Source organism: Methylolobus aquaticus (assembly GCF_054172105.1).
Genome location: NZ_JBSYXP010000009.1, coordinates 104,598 through 119,663 on the forward strand (window position 1 = coordinate 104,598; position 15,066 = coordinate 119,663).

Genomic DNA, 15,066 nt, shown 5'->3' on the forward strand with positions numbered 1-15,066 from the left:
GGAGTAATTCGCTCCGGTAAATAATGGATTTCAGCTTACGCAATTGCAAAAATGAGGTTAATGTCGTTGAGGCGCTATCTTTCCCTGTCATTGTGCGCAACGTTCTTCTGCTGCTCGGCCATTGCCGGACCTGCGAGCACGACCGACACTTGGCTGTTGATCGATACCAAGACACACGAATTGAATGTCATGGCCGGCGAACAGATGGTGGAATCATTCCCCCGTATCGCGATCGGCCGCCGCGGTGCGAGTTTTGACAAGCAACGCGGCGACGACAAGACGCCGCTCGGGGAATACCGGATCGGCTGGATCAACGAGAACAGCCAGTTTCATCGATTCTTTGGCTTTACCTATCCCAATTTGCAGGTCGCTCGTCGTGCTTTCGACCGAGGCCTGATCGGCGGGGATACTCTGAATCAGATCATGGAAGCCCACTTCGGCCGGAATGTCCCACCGCAAAGTACCCCGCTCGGAGGTCGCATCGGCATTCACGGCGTTGGCCGCGGCAATGCGGATGTCCATGAACTGTTCGACTGGACGCATGGTTGCGTAGCCTTGACCAACCGTCAAGTGGACCGGCTCGCGCACTGGGTCAGGAAAGGTACGCTGGTGAGCATCCGGTGAAGGGGGGCTAAACCAAAATAGTTGTGGAAAATCCGCCGAAATAGCGGCAAACTAACGGGCGGGAGTCGTGAGTTCCCGCGTGGATGAACGACTCAATCAACCTCAGTAAGGAAGAAGGAAAGCTAGCTATGTTGAACGCAACCAAATTGTCCGTAGTGCTGCTGTCGACCGGTTTGTTGGTGGGCTGCGCCTCGAAGTCTGACGTTACCGCCCTGCAGACCCAGATCGATGGTCTGAAGGCCGAACAGGCTTCGATCAAGAGCACCGCCGAGGAAGCGCTGTCGGCTGCGCAGTCGGCTGAAGCGAAGGCTTCCAGCGCTGAATCTGCTGCTCGCCGTGCAGCGGCGGCTTCAGAGGAAGTCAATGCGAAGCTCGACCGCATGTTCAAGAAGTCGATGATGAAGTAAGCTCCGGCTTAATCGTCATACGAGGAACCCCGACCGGCCATCAAAGCCGATCGGGGTTTTTATTTTGGGGGGGCGCCCCGCAAAAAGCGATCCACACTTATCTCCGCAAAGTTCCACTTCTCCCGCTCTCGGCACGATAGCCGCTCAGCCCGAGCCTCGGTCACCCTCCATCCGCGGTAGCGTGTCCGCTATGCGCGCGAAATCCTCCAGTTCCAAGTCCTGAGCGCGCAGCCCCATATCGATGGCGAGCGCTGCCAGCGTTTCGGGCCCCAACAGCCCACTCAATGAGTTCCTCAGCGTCTTGCGACGCTGTCCGAACGCGGCGAGCACGACCTTTTGCAGTGCCGGAAGAAAAACTTTGACTGGCGGCTGTTGATGCGGCACCAGTCGCACGACGGCGGACGTCACCTTGGGTTGCGGAAAGAAACTCTCCGGGGAAACCTCGAACAGCGACTCCGAGCGACAAAAGTACTGCGACATGACGGTCAGGCGGCCGTAATCGGCCGAACCGGGATCCGCGGTGAGCCGCTGAACCACTTCCCGTTGCAACATGAAGTGCATGTCGACGACGCCATCTTGCTGCTCGAATAGATGGAACAGCAGCGGTGTCGAGATGTTGTAAGGCAAATTCCCCACCAGGCGCAGCTTGCGCCCGTCGGTCACCAACTCACGGAAGTCGAACTTCAGCGCATCGGCCTGATGGATGAAAACACCCGAATCACCCGCATAGCGTTGGCGCAGTTCCGCGACCAGATCGCGGTCGATCTCGACCAAGTGCAACTCCGCGCACGTGCCCGCGAGACGCTGCGTCAAAGCCCCCCGGCCAGGCCCGATCTCGACGACCCGGTCATCGGGGCCCGGAGCAATCGCGTCCGTCAGGGCCCGCAGCACCGTCTCATCGCGCAGGAAGTTTTGGCCGAAACGTCGACGGGGAGCGTGTGACATCACCCCTCCTCCGACACGCGCCCGCGCCTCACCAGCGTGATCGCCATCTCGAGAGCGGCCTTAAGGCTACCCGCATCGACCCGCCCAGTGCCTGCGCGGTCGAGCGCAGTGCCGTGATCGACTGAAGTCCGGATGATCGGCAACCCCAGTGTGACATTGACCGCGCGACCGAATCCGATATGTTTCAGCACCGGCAGACCCTGGTCGTGATACATGGCCAGCACCACATCGACCTCCGCCAGTATCTCCGGCAAGAATGCCGTATCGGCCGGCAGCGGGCCGCGCAACTGCCAACCCTCACCCCGCAACCGCAAAAGCACCGGCTCGATAACCTCGATCTCCTCGCGCCCCAGGTAACCTCCTTCGCCGGCATGCGGATTCAGGCCGCACACCGCAATCCGCGGCGTCGCTATGCCGAATCGCAAACGGAGATCCCGATGTACGGCGCGGAGAGTTCGCTCCAGCAGTTCCGACGTGATGGCACCACTGACCTTCGCGAGCGGCATATGGGTCGTCACCAAAGCGACCCGGAGGCCCGGCACGGTCAGCATCATTACCGGATCGCCTCCAGTCAGCGCGGCAATGTGTTCCGTGTGACCGGTGAAGTTGAAGCCCGCGGCGTTGATGACCCCCTTATGTACCGGGGGCGTCACCAGCGCATCGAATACCCCGCTCAAACAGGCGCGCGTTCCCTCGTCGATCGTCTCGAGCACATAGGCGGAGTGGTTCGGCTCTAGCTGGCCGCACCGGGCTCGCACGCTGCGCTGCGTTGGCCATACCGACAAGCAGCCGGCTTCATGCCGGCCCAGCGTGACAGCCGGTGCCGTCCGACGCACACGGAGTGATGTACCCAGCTCGGCCGCCCGGTTTTCGATCAAGGCCGGGTCACCGATAACGGTGAGCTCGCAGTCCCAGGCCGCCCCGGCAATGGCTACCAGCAGATCGGGGCCGATACCGGCTGGCTCGCCCGTCGTCAATAAAATACGGGGGAACGCCACGTCAGGGCGACGATGGGGACAGTGGATTCGACGGCAACAGCGATTCCGGCGCAGCCTCGGGCAGCCGGATCTCGACATACGCCTCATCCCGGATTCGACGCAGCCAGAGCTCCGTCTCTTCCTCGACTTTGCGCTTGAAAAGTGCGTCGCGCGCCTGGTTCCTTTGCGCCTCGTTGTTGTCCGATGATTCCCGCCGATCAAGTACCTGGATCAAGTGCCAGCCGAACTGGGTCTGCACCGGCTCGCTGATTTCGCTGGGCTTCAGTTTGCTCATGGCTTCTTCGAACGGCGGCACCAACGCGCCCGGCTCAACCTCCCCAAGTTCACCGCCCTTGATCGCCGAGCCCTTGTCATCGGAGTGCGCGCGCGCGAGGTCGGCGAAATCCTCTCCATTCGCCAGCCGCTCCTTGAGCCCGACCAACTTTTGCTCTGCGTCGCTGTCGGACAAGGCTTCATTAGGCTTGATCAGGATGTGGCGGACACGGGTTTTGGTGACGGTCTGCTGCTCAGATCCCTTAACATCGATCAACTTGATGATGTGAAATCCGTTCGGACTGCGCATCGGCCCCTGCACTTCACCCTTCTTCATTTTTGGCACGGCTTCCGCGAACAAGGTCGGAATCTGTGCCAGCTTGCGCCACCCCAATTCTCCGCCATTCAGCGCTTGCGGATCGCTCGAATTCTCGACCGCCGCCTGTTTGAAGTCCGCCCCTTTTACTAGTTCGGCAGCCAGCGCGTCGGCTTTTTCCTTCGCTTTCTGGACGTCTTCCGGAGACGCGGCCTGCGGCGTGGCGATCAGGATGTGACCAAGGAGATATTCGCTGTCCGCCCCCACCCCCGACTGTGCCTGCGTCTCGAGGTAGTGATCCACTTCGCGGTCGGTGACCTTGATCTGGCTGTTCACCTGACTTGAGCGGAAGCGCCCAAGTGTAATCTCGCTGCGAATCTGGTTTAGAAAATCCGCATAGCCGATGCCTTCCTGCTCCAGGGACGCACGCAGCTCATCGACCGAAATCTGGTTCCGCTGGGCAATTTGTTGCACCGCCGTCCGCAGCGTCTCATCGTCCACGCCGATGCCCGCCTTTTCTGCCAGTTGCAGTTGAATCTTCTCAAGGATCATCCGGTCCAGCACCTGCCGGCGCAGCACGTCGATCGGGGGCAGCGAGGTATTGCTTTGGTCCAGGCTGCGGCGGATAGTGCGGACCTTGTTATCCAACTCGCTTTCCAGGATCACGCCGTCTTCGACCACTGCGACGATGCGATCAATCGATTCGTCATAGGCTCGCGCCGGCCCCGCCAGGAGAATGCCGCATGCAAGTAACAGCTGCGCCGCAGCGGCCGGGCGCTTCACCATGATCGTCCGGATGGTCATCACTGCGAGGTCTCTGGCCGTCATTGGTCTGGCGTCCGGTAGCCGCGGATGCTTCGCGTCAGGAGCTTTTCGAGCTGATCGCCCAGTCGGGTCAGACCCTTGAACTCGAACTGTACGAAAACGCCATTGTTCGCCGTGGACGTGAAGCTGTTGGTGCCACTGACGCCATTCACGCTGTTGATGTAATGCCGCGCGACGACGCCCAGGCGCCAACAGCAGGTTTCGCGCTCGATACCGCCGAACGCTTCCAGCGTGATCTGATCGAGTAGCGAATACTGCCAGCGCCCAATCGCATGCCAACCGTCACCCAGGAACGGGATCGGCAGACGCATCGAGCCGTCCAGCAAGTTGACCTGGAAGTCCTGATTGCTCGGCTGGTTCAGGTAGAGGTAGGTCAGGTTCAGCAAATCGTTGTTGCGCGCATCGTAGCGCAGCGAAATCTGGCGCCGCTCGAACTGATTGTCATAGGGGTTGTACTGTCCCCCGACATCGACCCACCAGCGGTCGGTGATTGCCGCGCTCATATCGCCAATCAGGTTCGAAAACGTCGTCGCCTGATCCGGATAGTAGAGCGTTCCGACATTCGAGATGGGCAAGGTCACGCGACGCCCCTGGAAATAGAAGATCTCACCGATCGTCGCCCTGAAGCGGTCCCTGCCGCTGGCCAGATCGGACAGCCGGGAGGTCATTGCCAGCGTGACCTGATTGGTGTCGCCCAGTCGGTCGTTGCCGGTGAAACGGTTCTCGCGGAATAACTGGTAATAGTTGAAGTCGTAGTTGATCGTGTCGTAAAGCGGAAACTGATCCTGATCCTGATAGGGGATATACACATAGAACAAGCGCGGTTCGAATGTGTGCGTGTACCCTGCTTTCCCGATATCCAGATCCCGCTCGAAGTACAGGCCACTATCCAGCGATACGATAGGCAATGCGCGCGTCAGGCTGCTGTCGACAACCTGCTGGTTCTGCTTACCCCTGTCGGCAGGATCGTTCGGGTTGACCAGGTCGGTCATCATGTACTGCGTCAACTGCATGCTGACGCTCGGCGTGACGAAACCCGCCGCACTGCGCAGCGGAAACTGCAAGCGGGGCTTCAGGTTTAGGCGCTGACCCGCGGGATTTACATCGCTGACGAAATTGGCGAACTCGACGTTGGTCGTCACATTCAAACCGGTGTCCGCGATCGGCAGGTAATGAAAGATGTTCGTCGCCGGAAGCCGATAGAAGGGACGTTGCTCAGGCGCGATCAAGGGATTGATCGTCTGGAACGTGTCGGCGGAGGTCGTCACGCCATAGGCGCCGAAACTGTCGGTGCTGCCCGTATAGGTTACCGACGCGTTACTGCGCACGAAGTTGAAATCGATCAGCGCGAGCTGGTTACTGAGTTGGTTCAAATACTGTTGATCGGAGACCCAGTTCAGGTCCACATGCGATCGCAGATTCTCGGTCCAGGTCGCGTTATCGAGCAACCCGACCTCACCACGCGTCTGGTGCGTCTCCCAATCGTCCGGCAGAACCTCGCCGATCAGTCGCCCCTGGTTGTAGGGAGTCAGGTAGCGAAAATCGCCGTGCAACAGCACGCCGCGCTCGGTCAGCAGCCGCGGCCAGACGGTCAGATCGTAGTTCGGCGCGAGGTTGAAGTAATAGGGCACCGTCAGATCGAAACCGCGCACCGAAGAATAGCCGAAGCTGGGAGCCAGCAAGCCCGTTTGCCGCCTGTCGTCGGTCGGAAAAGACATGTAGGGCGTGTAGAACATCGGGACACCCTTGAACTCCATCCATGCGTGACTGCCGGATCCCTGACCGGTGGCCTTGTTGATCTTGACCTTGTCGGCGTGCAGGACCCAGTCGCGGTTGCCGGGCGGGCAACTGGTATAGGCAAACTGCTCGTAGCGCGAGAGATCCTTGTTATCGAAGAAGGTCAGGCGCGAGGTGCCGCGTGCCGGGACGGTGGACAGCACGAACTGCGAATTGCGCAGAACGCCCTTGTCTTTCCCGAGATCAAGAAAGCCGCTGTCGCTCGAGAAAGCCATGCCCTTCTCCACATAGGTCATGTTCCCGTTCGCATTCATCGTGTTCACAAAGGCATTGCGGCTCATGAAGTCCGCCGACAGTTTCTGATCGGCGCGCGTGACCTCAGCGGCGCCGGAGAAATTGGCGACTTCATCACCGTGCAACTCACCATAATCGGAACGGATCTCGATCGGTGCGCGTTCGCGCGCCGTCCGATCGGCAGGCGACAGCAGAAAGTCCGTGCCCCGGTACTCTTCCCGCTTCCCGCAATTCAGCAGCCAGGGATCGGATGGAAAGCTGCTCATCAGCGGCCGGAACCGCTTTTCGTCTTCGTCCGTGATGTCGGTCTGCTCGGACCAGTTCTCGATTTCCTCCCCCGGCTCGCGCACCACGTGCGTTTCTCCGCGGGGATCCGGGCCGGCGAGGGAGCACTTCCATTCCTTTTCTTCGTCACCCTGGCGGCAGGTCCAGCCGGACTTCGCGTCCGTGATGCCGGCCGCACGGCCCTGCGGAACCTCGACATGCGCGACTTCCGAGGGCTTACGAATCACCATCCGAGAGGCAGGCTGCGCGTCGACGGATGTCGGCGCAGGCACCGCCATGGCCACCTGCGCACCGAAAGGCACGCACAGCCAGATGCCCGCGAGGCCTCTCAGGACCGGGACTAGGGACCTAGGGTGGAGAAAGTCTGGCAGCACTGAGGGGCGCAAGGCGTCCGAAAGCGGTCGAAGGACTGGGCATCTTACACGCAACGGCGGCCGGGCGCGCTGCCTTGGCCGTGAGGCCGGGTTTCTCTTCTGACTCGGGAGCTCATACAATGCCCTGATTTTAACCCATCATTCCGCTCGCGAAGCAATTTTCGACGACCGCAAGAGACGCATGACCACTCCCCAGGACACACGCTGCACCGAATTGTCGATCTGGCTCGAACAGACCTTGCCCGGTTGCCAGGGCAGGCTCGTTCCCGCCTCCGGGGATGCCAGCTTCCGCCGCTACTTTCGCACCCGCATCGCCGACCTGTCCTGGGTCGTCATGGATGCCCCACCGGCTACGGAGAATCTCCAGGCCTTCATCGATGTTGCGAACTTGATGCGTCAGGCCGGCGTGACGGTGCCCGCCGTGCATGCCACCGACCTGGAGAGAGGCTTTGCCGTTCTCAGCGACCTTGGCAGCCGCCATTATCTGGAAACGCTCGGGGCGGACAATTCGGACCGGCTCTACCGGGATGCGATCGCCGCGCTGGTTCGCCTGCAGGCGGGGATCGACACCGAAGACTGCGGACGCCCTGCCTACGACGCCGCACTGCTGCGACGCGAGCTGGATATCTTCCGCGACTGGTTCCTGGGTCGACTGCTCGGCAGTCCGCTCGACGGCGATGCCGCGTCTCTGTTTGACCGCGTCAGCGCGACACTGGTGACCTCGGCCCTGGAGCAACCGCGCGTCTTCGTCCACCGTGACTACCACTCGCGCAACCTGATGGTCTGTGCCTCCGGCAATCCGGGCATCCTGGACTTCCAGGACGCCGTCATCGGTCCGATCAGCTATGACCTGGTGTCCCTGCTGAGGGACTGCTATGTCGCCTGGCCCGAGTCCCGTGTCTCACGTTGGCGACAGGAGTACCTGGAGCAGGCCATCGCACACGATCTGCTGGCTGCCTCGGACGCTCCCCGCTTCGAGCGGTGGTTCGACCTGATGGGCATGCAGCGACACCTGAAGGCCGTCGGCATTTTTGCCCGCCTCCAGCTCCGCGATGGCAAGGGCGGTTACCTCAAAGACATTCCGCGGACGCTGGGCTACGTCGACAGCGTATGCACGAAGTATCCGGAATTCGCCGAGTTCGGCGAGTTTCTCCGGTCCACTGCCGAACCGGCGCACCGGCGCGCGGTCTTCGCATGAAGGCCATGATCCTCGCAGCCGGCCGCGGCGAACGGCTGCGGCCACTGACCGACCACACGCCGAAACCCCTACTCGAAGCCGGAGAGCGGCCGCTGATCGAGCACCTGATCGTCGCGCTCGCCCAAGCCGGATTTCGCGAACTGGTGGTCAATCTGGCTTACCTGGGCGACCAGATTCGGGAGCACCTCGGCGACGGACACCGCTGGAGTGTCAACATCGCTTACTCGGATGAGGGTCCGGAGCCCCTGGAGACGGCCGGCGGCATCCGCCATGCCCTAGGGCTGCTCGGGGACGACCCTTTTCTGGTCGTGAACGGCGACATCGCAACCGATTTTCCCTTCGAGCGCCTGCACCGCCCGCCGCCCGGTGACGCCCATCTGGTCCTGACCGCAAACCCGGAGCACCATCCAGTCGGAGACTTCGCCTTGCACGGCCAGACACTGATGCCGGACGGCGCGGAGCGTCATACCTTTGCCGGGATCGGTCTCTACCGGCCTTCGCTGTTCGCCAACCTGCCGGAGGGTCGTTGCGCGCTGGCACCGCTCCTGCGCGAAGCCATGACCCACGGGCGCGTCACGGGCGAGTTGTATCCCGGTTTCTGGATGGATATCGGCACGCGCGAACGCCTGCAGGAGTTCGATGCCCGCCTGCGTCAGCCCCATATACCGACCGGAACATCCGATCGCGCCGCGCAGTCGAAAGTCTGACTTGGGTCGGATTGCCCCGGAGTTCGAGATGAAGACACACCCCACGCAGCGTGACGTCGCTTCCATGAGTCACCTGGCGACCGTTTTTGCAGCATTCGCGCTATCCTCGTTCGGATCACCGCTCCGCGCCGAGAATCTCGTCACGGTCTCAAACATTTCGTTGGAACTCGCGCAGAAGGCCGCAGCCGCGAGTTTGCGACAGTGTCAGACGGATGGCCACCGCGTCAGCGTGACCGTGACCGATGCTGCCGGTGTGACCGTGCTGGCCGCACGGGCTGATGGCGCCGGACCGCACACCGTGGAAAGCAGCCGACGCAAGGCCTACACGGCCGCGAGCCTGCGCCAACCCACCCAAGTCATCGCAGAAATCGCGGCCGGCTCCGCAGAACTGGCCGGACTGCACGATATGAACGACTCGATCCTGCTGCTCGGGGGCGGCTTCCCGATTTCCCTGAACGGCGCCATCGTCGGTGCCATCGGAGTCGGCGGTGCACCGGGCGTGCGCCTGGACGAGACCTGCGCGCGAGCCGGACTGGCCGCCATCGGCGCTGAGCCATACGGACCGCCGACGTAGCGAGTCACCGCGCCCCTCACACCGCGATAAAACCCGCTTATGGCCATGACCAAAAAGCAACTGGCTCAAATTGCTTACCTGCTCCAGGCCGGCGCAGTCATTGCCGGCATCAGTTACCCGATCAGCGCGATCATCAGCCACACGCAACTGCCCAAAGCGGGTGAGTCGTGGCTGGCATCCCACTTCCGCTGGCAGATCCAGACATTCTGGATCAGCCTCGCGGTGGGCGTCGCCGGAGCACTCGCACTGACGGCTGGCCCGCTCGGCGTGATGATCCTCAGCGGCGACCTGATGTGGATCGTCTATCGGGTCGTTCAGGGCTGGGTCCGGCTGAGCCGGGAGCAAGCCGTGGGACCGTGATTCGGCCCCGCAACCGGCGTCACTCCGTCACGGTCGGCAACCGGTAACCGTCGGTCAGGGTCTGCAGGAATACCACGATGTCGTCGACCTCCTGATCAGTCAAACCAAGCTGGCCTAGTTCGTCCCGATTGACGTTGTGGGTCACCTCGGGCCGGGGCCAACAGCCCCTCCGCAACGCTTCTGCCTCACCGACGAACCGTGGTTTGCACGCCGGCCTGACGTCACGATCGTTGTAGAAGGCAACCACTGCCCGAAGGCTGGCGAAGTAACCGTTGTGCATGTACGGTCCGCTGACGGCGACGTTGCGCAGCGTCGGCACCTTGAACTTGCCGTCTTCCGAGGACCGCGCGAGAACCGCTCCCAACCCCCTGTCGACGAACTCCCGCTGCTCCGGATTGAACTCCGCGGGCAAACCGTAGAACGGATTGGCCGGATTCCGCGGCACGCCGAGATTGTCATAGGTGTAGTCGGTGAATAGCGGCGGGGTCCGACCCGGCCCCGGGGCACTGGGATGACATGCGGCGCAATTGCCCTTGGCTGGATCCTCGAACAAACGCAGCCCGCTCGCTTCGGCTGGGGTCAGCTCGGCCTTCCCGGCGAGATATGCATCGTACTTGGAACTGAAGCGGTTCATCAGGCGGGTGTTCTCGAACGCGGCAATCGCATCCGCTATACGGTCGTAGGCGCGATCGACCTCGGCCAACGCCTTGGGCCCGTAAACGGCGCGGAACAGATCGGCGTAGTGGGCTTGGCGCACCTTTCGGACGACTGTCGCCTTGTCCGGATTGGCCATCTCGAGCGGGTTCAGGAACGGCATGCCGGCCTGATCTTCCAGGGTCGCCGCCCGCCCGTCGAGGAACTGTCCGCCCACGAAAAGCCCCTCGGCAGGATCGTAATGGAATGCCGGAGCGAAGGCGGAGTAGGCAGCGGTGGGCGCATTGCGACTGCCGAAGCGGCCGGGAATCACGCCCTTCGAGGTGGGCGTGCGCGGATCGGGATCCGAGAACCCAGCGTTCGGATCGTGGCAACTCGAGCACGACTGACCGGGCGGCGCGGACAGGTCCGAATCGAAAAACAGTTTCTGCCCGAGTTGGGCCTTCAGCGGCAGGAATCGCTGACCGCCGAGAACCGGGCCTTCGGCCCAGCCCGGTACGGGCAGCGAGACCATGCTAGCCACGGCGGCGATCGGAAAAATAACGGAATGAGCGCGTTTCATGGCCGGCACCTGATTAGTTTTTACAGTTGATAAACATTACTATCTGTAATGCAATTCAATCAAGATCCCGACACACCATCACCCCGCGGCCGTACCATCCAAGCCGAGTTTGACAAGAACCACCGCGGATCTTATTTTTAGGCGTTTTGTCACGGCGCCTCACCGCGTACACCCGCCCTCCCCCCAACGACCTCTGCCTGCCGAGCCGCGAATGGAAGAATTTCAGCGCATCAAACGCTTACCGCCGTACGTCTTCAACATCGTCAATGAACTGAAGGCGAAGGAACGAGCGGCCGGCAGCGACATCATCGACTTCGGCATGGGTAATCCGGACAGACCGACACCCAAACACATCGTCGACAAGCTGGTCGAGGTTTCCCGCAAGGACACCAACCACCGCTATTCGGTATCGCGCGGCATTCCCCGCCTGCGCCGCGCCATCTGCAACTGGTACCGGGACCGCTTCGACGTCGAACTGGATCTGGACACCCAGGCGATCGTCACGATCGGCTCGAAGGAAGGCCTGGCCCATCTGGCGATGGCCACGATGGGCCCGGGCGATGCGGTGCTCGTGCCCAATCCCGCCTACCCGATCCATCCGTATGGCTTCGTGCTGGCCGGTGCGGATGTCCGCCACGTGCCGTTGATCGACGGGGTCGACTTCTTCGAGGAACTCGAAAAGGCCATCAAGACCTCGTGGCCGAAACCCAAGATGCTGGTCCTGAACTTTCCGGGCAACCCGACCACGCAGTGCGTCGAGTTGGACTTCTTCGAGAAGGTCATCGAAATCGCTCGCGAATACCGGATCTGGGTGGTGCATGACCTCGCGTACGCCGACCTCGTCTTCGACGGATACGTCGCCCCGTCGATCCTGCAGGTTCCTCATGCGACCGAAGTCGCCGTCGAGTTTTTCACGCTGTCGAAGAGCTACAACATGCCGGGGTGGCGCGTGGGTTTCATGTGTGGCAACCCCGAGCTGGTCGCCGCGCTGGCCCGCATCAAGTCCTATCTGGACTACGGAATGTTCACCCCGATTCAGGTCGCTGCGATCACCGCTCTGGAAGGCCCCCAGGATTGCGTCCACGAGATCTGCGAACTCTATCGATCACGCCGGGATACGCTGTGCAAGGGCCTGAACGACATCGGGTGGCACGTCGAGAAGCCGCGCGGCACCATGTTCGTCTGGGCTCCGATCCCGGAGCAGTACCGCGCGATGGGTTCGCTGGAATTTGCGAAAAAGCTGTTGCTCGATGCGCAAGTCGCCGTATCGCCCGGCATCGGCTTCGGTGAGTTCGGCGACGACCATGTGCGTTTCAGCCTGATCGAGAACGAACACCGGACGCGACAAGCCGTGCGCGGCATCCGTCATATGCTGCGACGGGACAATGAAGTATGATCGCCGGTCGAGATGCCACGTGAGGACCTGTCATTGAAGCCGGTAAAGATTGGCCTGCTCGGGCTGGGTACGGTCGGCGGCGGCACCGTCAACGTGCTGCGTCGAAATGCCAGCGAGATCAGCCGGCGCGCCGGCCGCGAAATTCAGATCGCCCGGATTGCGACTCGCAACCTCGCGCGCGCCCGAATTTGCGACACCAGCGGGCTGGAAGTCACCACCGATCCGCACGCAGTCGTCGACGATCCCGACATCCAGATCGTCGTCGAGCTGATCGGCGGCGAAGTACCGGCCAAAGATCTGGTGCTGCGGGCCCTGAACCGGGGCAAGCATGTCGTTACCGCGAACAAGATGTTGATCGCGCTGCACGGCAACGAGATATTCGCCGAGGCGAGCCGACGCGGGTTGATGGTGGCCTTCGAAGCCGCCGTGGCAGGCGGCATCCCGATCATCAAGACCTTGCGTGAGGGCCTGGCCGGCAATCGCGTCGAGTGGGTCGCCGGGATCATCAACGGGACCTGCAACTTCATCCTGACCGAAATGCGCGACAAGGGGCGCGATTTCGACAGCGTGCTGAAGGAGGCTCAGGCGCTGGGTTATGCCGAGGCCGACCCCGCCTTCGACATCGAGGGTACGGACACCGCGCACAAACTGACGATCCTGGCCTCGATCGCGTTCGGCATCCCGCTGCAGTTCCAGCGCGTCTACGTCGAAGGCATCACCGGCATCACCGCCACGGACGTCGCCTATGCGGAAGCCCTCGGTTATCGGATCAAACTGCTCGGCATCGCAAGGCGCACGGAACGCGGCGTGGAACTGCGGGTGCACCCGACCCTGATTCCCGAGCGCCGGCTGATCGCCAACGTGGCGGGTGTCATGAACGCCATCCTGGTCAAGGGCGACGCGGTAGGACCCACGCTGTACTACGGTGCCGGCGCCGGCGCCGAGCCGACGGCGTCCTCGGTCGTGGCGGATCTGGTCGATGTCGTGCGCACGCTGACTTCCGATTCCGAGAATCGCGTACCGCATCTCGCGTTCCAGCCGCAGTCGATCTCCGACATACCGGTACTCGCGATCGACGAGGTCGAAACGGCCTATTACCTGAGACTGAACGCTGAAGACAAACCCGGCGTGCTGGCCGACATCGCCCGGATCCTCGCCAACCAGGGCATCAGCATCGAGGCGTTGATACAGAAGGAAGCGCCCACGGGCGCGAGTCATCTGCCGATCATCATGATCACCCACCGGGTGCTGGAGCGGGAACTGAATGCTGCGCTGGCGCAGATCGAAGCCCTCGACACGATCCAGGGTCCCGCCGTGCGGATCCGCCTCGAAACCTTGAAGTAAGCGCGAGCCCCAAAGCCGGACTCGCGCGTTACGACCGACGCCCCAGCCTTTTCGCAGCGACTGCCACCATGCCTTCAGCCAACCGCTACATCGGACTCATCCACCGCTACCGCGACCGTCTGCCCTGCACGGACAAGACCTGTCCGATCAGCCTCGGCGAGGGCAACACGCCGTTGATCCAACTCCACAACATCCCGAGGCTGATCGGCAAGGATGTTGCGTTGTATGTCAAATTCGAGGGACTGAACCCCACGGGCTCCTTCAAGGACCGCGGCATGACCATGGCCGTGTCGAAAGCCGTCGAGGAGGACAGCCGGGCGATCATCTGCGCGTCGACCGGCAACACGTCTGCCGCCGCCGCCGCGTATGCCGGACGTGCCGGAATCACGGCTTTCGTGTTGATTCCCGATGGCAAAATCGCCATGGGCAAGCTGGCTCAAGCCATGCTGTACGGCGCAGTCGTGCTGCAGATCAAGGGCAATTTCGATGACGGCATGCGGATCGTGAAGGAGATCGCCGACCATGCGCCGGTCACGATCGTCAACTCGATCAACCCGTTCCGTATCGACGGGCAGAAGACAGCGGCGTTCGAAATCGTCGACGAACTGGGCGAGGCCCCGACCTACCATTGCCTCCCGGTCGGCAATGCCGGCAACATCACTGCCTACTGGAAGGGCTACAGCGAATACGCGATCGGCACCGAACGCCATCCACCGGTGACCGACCGGCGACCGATCATGCTGGGTTATCAGGCCGCGGGCGCCGCGCCTTTCCTGACCGGCGAAATGATCGACCATCCCGAGACCATCGCCACCGCGATCCGCATTGGGCACCCACAGTCCTGGGACGGGGCCTGGCGCGCGCAGCGTGAATCGGGCGGATGGTTCGCCGGCTTCACCGATCAGGAGATTCTGGCGGCGCAAAAACTGCTCGCCGAGAAGGAGGGCATCTTTTGCGAACCCGCCTCGGCGATTTCGGTAGCCGGCGCAATCCACGACATCGAACGGGGCCGCATCCCCGAGGGCAGTACGGTCGTTTGCACTCTGACCGGACACGGCCTCAAAGACCCGGACACGGCCATTGGGCAATGCACGGTCAAGCCGCGCACTGTAGAAGCCCAACTCGACGCGGTGAAACGCGCTATCCTCGATGCACTCTGAGGGGGTGTGAAGAGACCGGCCGCTGCCGTCCGCTCCCCTCCACAAACACTGAAC

General features: G+C 62.1%; 14 protein-coding genes. 9 read left to right on the forward strand and 5 right to left on the reverse strand.

What is annotated here, in order from left to right:
* Nucleotides 1–60: 60 nt before the first annotated feature.
* On the forward strand, nt 61–624 hold the full coding sequence (locus tag ACW73L_RS13600) for a L,D-transpeptidase family protein (protein WP_498922869.1): 564 nt from the start codon (nt 61–63) through the stop codon (nt 622–624).
* An 83-nt stretch (nt 625–707) separates the two neighbouring features.
* Nucleotides 708–1,031 (forward strand): Lpp/OprI family alanine-zipper lipoprotein, encoded by a 324-nt coding sequence (locus tag ACW73L_RS13605; RefSeq protein WP_236102134.1) that lies wholly within the window; start codon nt 708–710, stop codon nt 1,029–1,031.
* A gap of 144 nt (nt 1,032–1,175) precedes the next feature.
* Here the strand turns inward: ACW73L_RS13605 and rsmA are convergent, their stop codons facing one another.
* From rsmA to ACW73L_RS13625, 4 genes are read right to left on the reverse strand one after another with little or no spacing between them, the layout of a single operon-like run.
* Nucleotides 1,176–1,976, reverse strand: coding sequence for a 16S rRNA (adenine(1518)-N(6)/adenine(1519)-N(6))-dimethyltransferase RsmA (gene rsmA / locus ACW73L_RS13610; protein ID WP_498922741.1), 801 nt, complete (start codon nt 1,974–1,976; stop codon nt 1,176–1,178).
* Nucleotides 1,976–2,974: a 4-hydroxythreonine-4-phosphate dehydrogenase PdxA gene (pdxA, locus tag ACW73L_RS13615; protein WP_498922743.1), complete on the reverse strand. Its 999-nt coding sequence runs from the start codon at nt 2,972–2,974 to the stop codon at nt 1,976–1,978. Before pdxA ends, rsmA begins: the two co-directional genes overlap by 1 nt.
* Nucleotide 2,975: 1 nt before the next feature.
* On the reverse strand, nt 2,976–4,346 hold the full coding sequence (locus ACW73L_RS13620) for a peptidylprolyl isomerase (protein ID WP_498922745.1): 1,371 nt from the start codon (nt 4,344–4,346) through the stop codon (nt 2,976–2,978).
* A 20-nt stretch (nt 4,347–4,366) separates the two neighbouring features.
* Nucleotides 4,367–6,961 (reverse strand): LPS-assembly protein LptD, encoded by a 2,595-nt coding sequence (locus tag ACW73L_RS13625; protein WP_498922747.1) that lies wholly within the window; start codon nt 6,959–6,961, stop codon nt 4,367–4,369.
* A 277-nt stretch (nt 6,962–7,238) separates the two neighbouring features.
* Between ACW73L_RS13625 and ACW73L_RS13630 the strand changes: the two genes are divergently transcribed.
* From ACW73L_RS13630 to ACW73L_RS13645, 4 genes are read left to right on the forward strand one after another with little or no spacing between them, the layout of a single operon-like run.
* Nucleotides 7,239–8,255, forward strand: a complete 1,017-nt coding sequence (locus ACW73L_RS13630; RefSeq protein ID WP_498922748.1) for an aminoglycoside phosphotransferase family protein — start codon at nt 7,239–7,241, stop codon at nt 8,253–8,255.
* Complete coding sequence (gene murU / locus ACW73L_RS13635) at nt 8,252–8,962, forward strand: N-acetylmuramate alpha-1-phosphate uridylyltransferase MurU (protein ID WP_498922750.1); 711 nt, start codon at nt 8,252–8,254, stop codon at nt 8,960–8,962. The genes ACW73L_RS13630 and murU overlap by 4 nt, the downstream gene beginning before the upstream one ends.
* A gap of 28 nt (nt 8,963–8,990) precedes the next feature.
* Nucleotides 8,991–9,536, forward strand: a complete 546-nt coding sequence (locus ACW73L_RS13640) for a GlcG/HbpS family heme-binding protein (RefSeq protein ID WP_498922751.1) — start codon at nt 8,991–8,993, stop codon at nt 9,534–9,536.
* A gap of 45 nt (nt 9,537–9,581) precedes the next feature.
* Nucleotides 9,582–9,896, forward strand: a complete 315-nt coding sequence (locus tag ACW73L_RS13645; protein WP_498922753.1) for a DUF4870 family protein — start codon at nt 9,582–9,584, stop codon at nt 9,894–9,896.
* Between the two features lie 19 nt (nt 9,897–9,915).
* Here ACW73L_RS13645 and ACW73L_RS13650 read toward each other — a convergent pair whose 3' ends face one another.
* On the reverse strand, nt 9,916–11,112 hold the full coding sequence (locus ACW73L_RS13650; RefSeq protein ID WP_498922754.1) for a cytochrome-c peroxidase: 1,197 nt from the start codon (nt 11,110–11,112) through the stop codon (nt 9,916–9,918).
* Nucleotides 11,113–11,323: 211 nt separating this feature from the next.
* Between ACW73L_RS13650 and alaC the strand changes: the two genes are divergently transcribed.
* From alaC to thrC, 3 genes are all read left to right on the forward strand, one after another.
* Nucleotides 11,324–12,508 carry an alanine transaminase gene (alaC, locus tag ACW73L_RS13655; protein WP_129883724.1) on the forward strand — a complete coding sequence of 395 codons (1,185 nt, stop codon included), beginning with the start codon at nt 11,324–11,326 and terminating at the stop codon, nt 12,506–12,508.
* 33 nt (nt 12,509–12,541) lie between these two features.
* Nucleotides 12,542–13,852, forward strand: coding sequence for a homoserine dehydrogenase (locus ACW73L_RS13660; RefSeq protein ID WP_498922755.1), 1,311 nt, complete (start codon nt 12,542–12,544; stop codon nt 13,850–13,852).
* Nucleotides 13,853–13,920: 68 nt separating this feature from the next.
* Nucleotides 13,921–15,012 (forward strand): threonine synthase, encoded by a 1,092-nt coding sequence (gene thrC, locus ACW73L_RS13665; protein WP_498922756.1) that lies wholly within the window; start codon nt 13,921–13,923, stop codon nt 15,010–15,012.
* The last annotated feature ends 54 nt before the right edge of the window (nt 15,013–15,066 follow it).

What these genes read in the sequence shown, in the direction of transcription:
- rsmA (WP_498922741.1), bottom strand. Translation starts at nt 1,976, where the DNA reads ATGTCACACGCTCCCCGTCGACGTTTCGGCCAAAACTTCCTGCGCGAT.
- alaC (WP_129883724.1), top strand. Translation starts at nt 11,324, where the DNA reads ATGGAAGAATTTCAGCGCATCAAACGCTTACCGCCGTACGTCTTCAAC.
- ACW73L_RS13620 (WP_498922745.1), bottom strand. Translation starts at nt 4,346, where the DNA reads ATGACCATCCGGACGATCATGGTGAAGCGCCCGGCCGCTGCGGCGCAG.
- ACW73L_RS13630 (WP_498922748.1), top strand. Translation starts at nt 7,239, where the DNA reads ATGACCACTCCCCAGGACACACGCTGCACCGAATTGTCGATCTGGCTC.
- thrC (WP_498922756.1), top strand. Translation starts at nt 13,921, where the DNA reads ATGCCTTCAGCCAACCGCTACATCGGACTCATCCACCGCTACCGCGAC.
- ACW73L_RS13605 (WP_236102134.1), top strand. Translation starts at nt 708, where the DNA reads ATGAACGACTCAATCAACCTCAGTAAGGAAGAAGGAAAGCTAGCTATG.
- murU (WP_498922750.1), top strand. Translation starts at nt 8,252, where the DNA reads ATGAAGGCCATGATCCTCGCAGCCGGCCGCGGCGAACGGCTGCGGCCA.
- ACW73L_RS13600 (WP_498922869.1), top strand. Translation starts at nt 61, where the DNA reads ATGTCGTTGAGGCGCTATCTTTCCCTGTCATTGTGCGCAACGTTCTTC.
- ACW73L_RS13650 (WP_498922754.1), bottom strand. Translation starts at nt 11,112, where the DNA reads ATGAAACGCGCTCATTCCGTTATTTTTCCGATCGCCGCCGTGGCTAGC.
- ACW73L_RS13645 (WP_498922753.1), top strand. Translation starts at nt 9,582, where the DNA reads ATGACCAAAAAGCAACTGGCTCAAATTGCTTACCTGCTCCAGGCCGGC.
- ACW73L_RS13625 (WP_498922747.1), bottom strand. Translation starts at nt 6,961, where the DNA reads ATGGCGGTGCCTGCGCCGACATCCGTCGACGCGCAGCCTGCCTCTCGG.
- ACW73L_RS13640 (WP_498922751.1), top strand. Translation starts at nt 8,991, where the DNA reads ATGAAGACACACCCCACGCAGCGTGACGTCGCTTCCATGAGTCACCTG.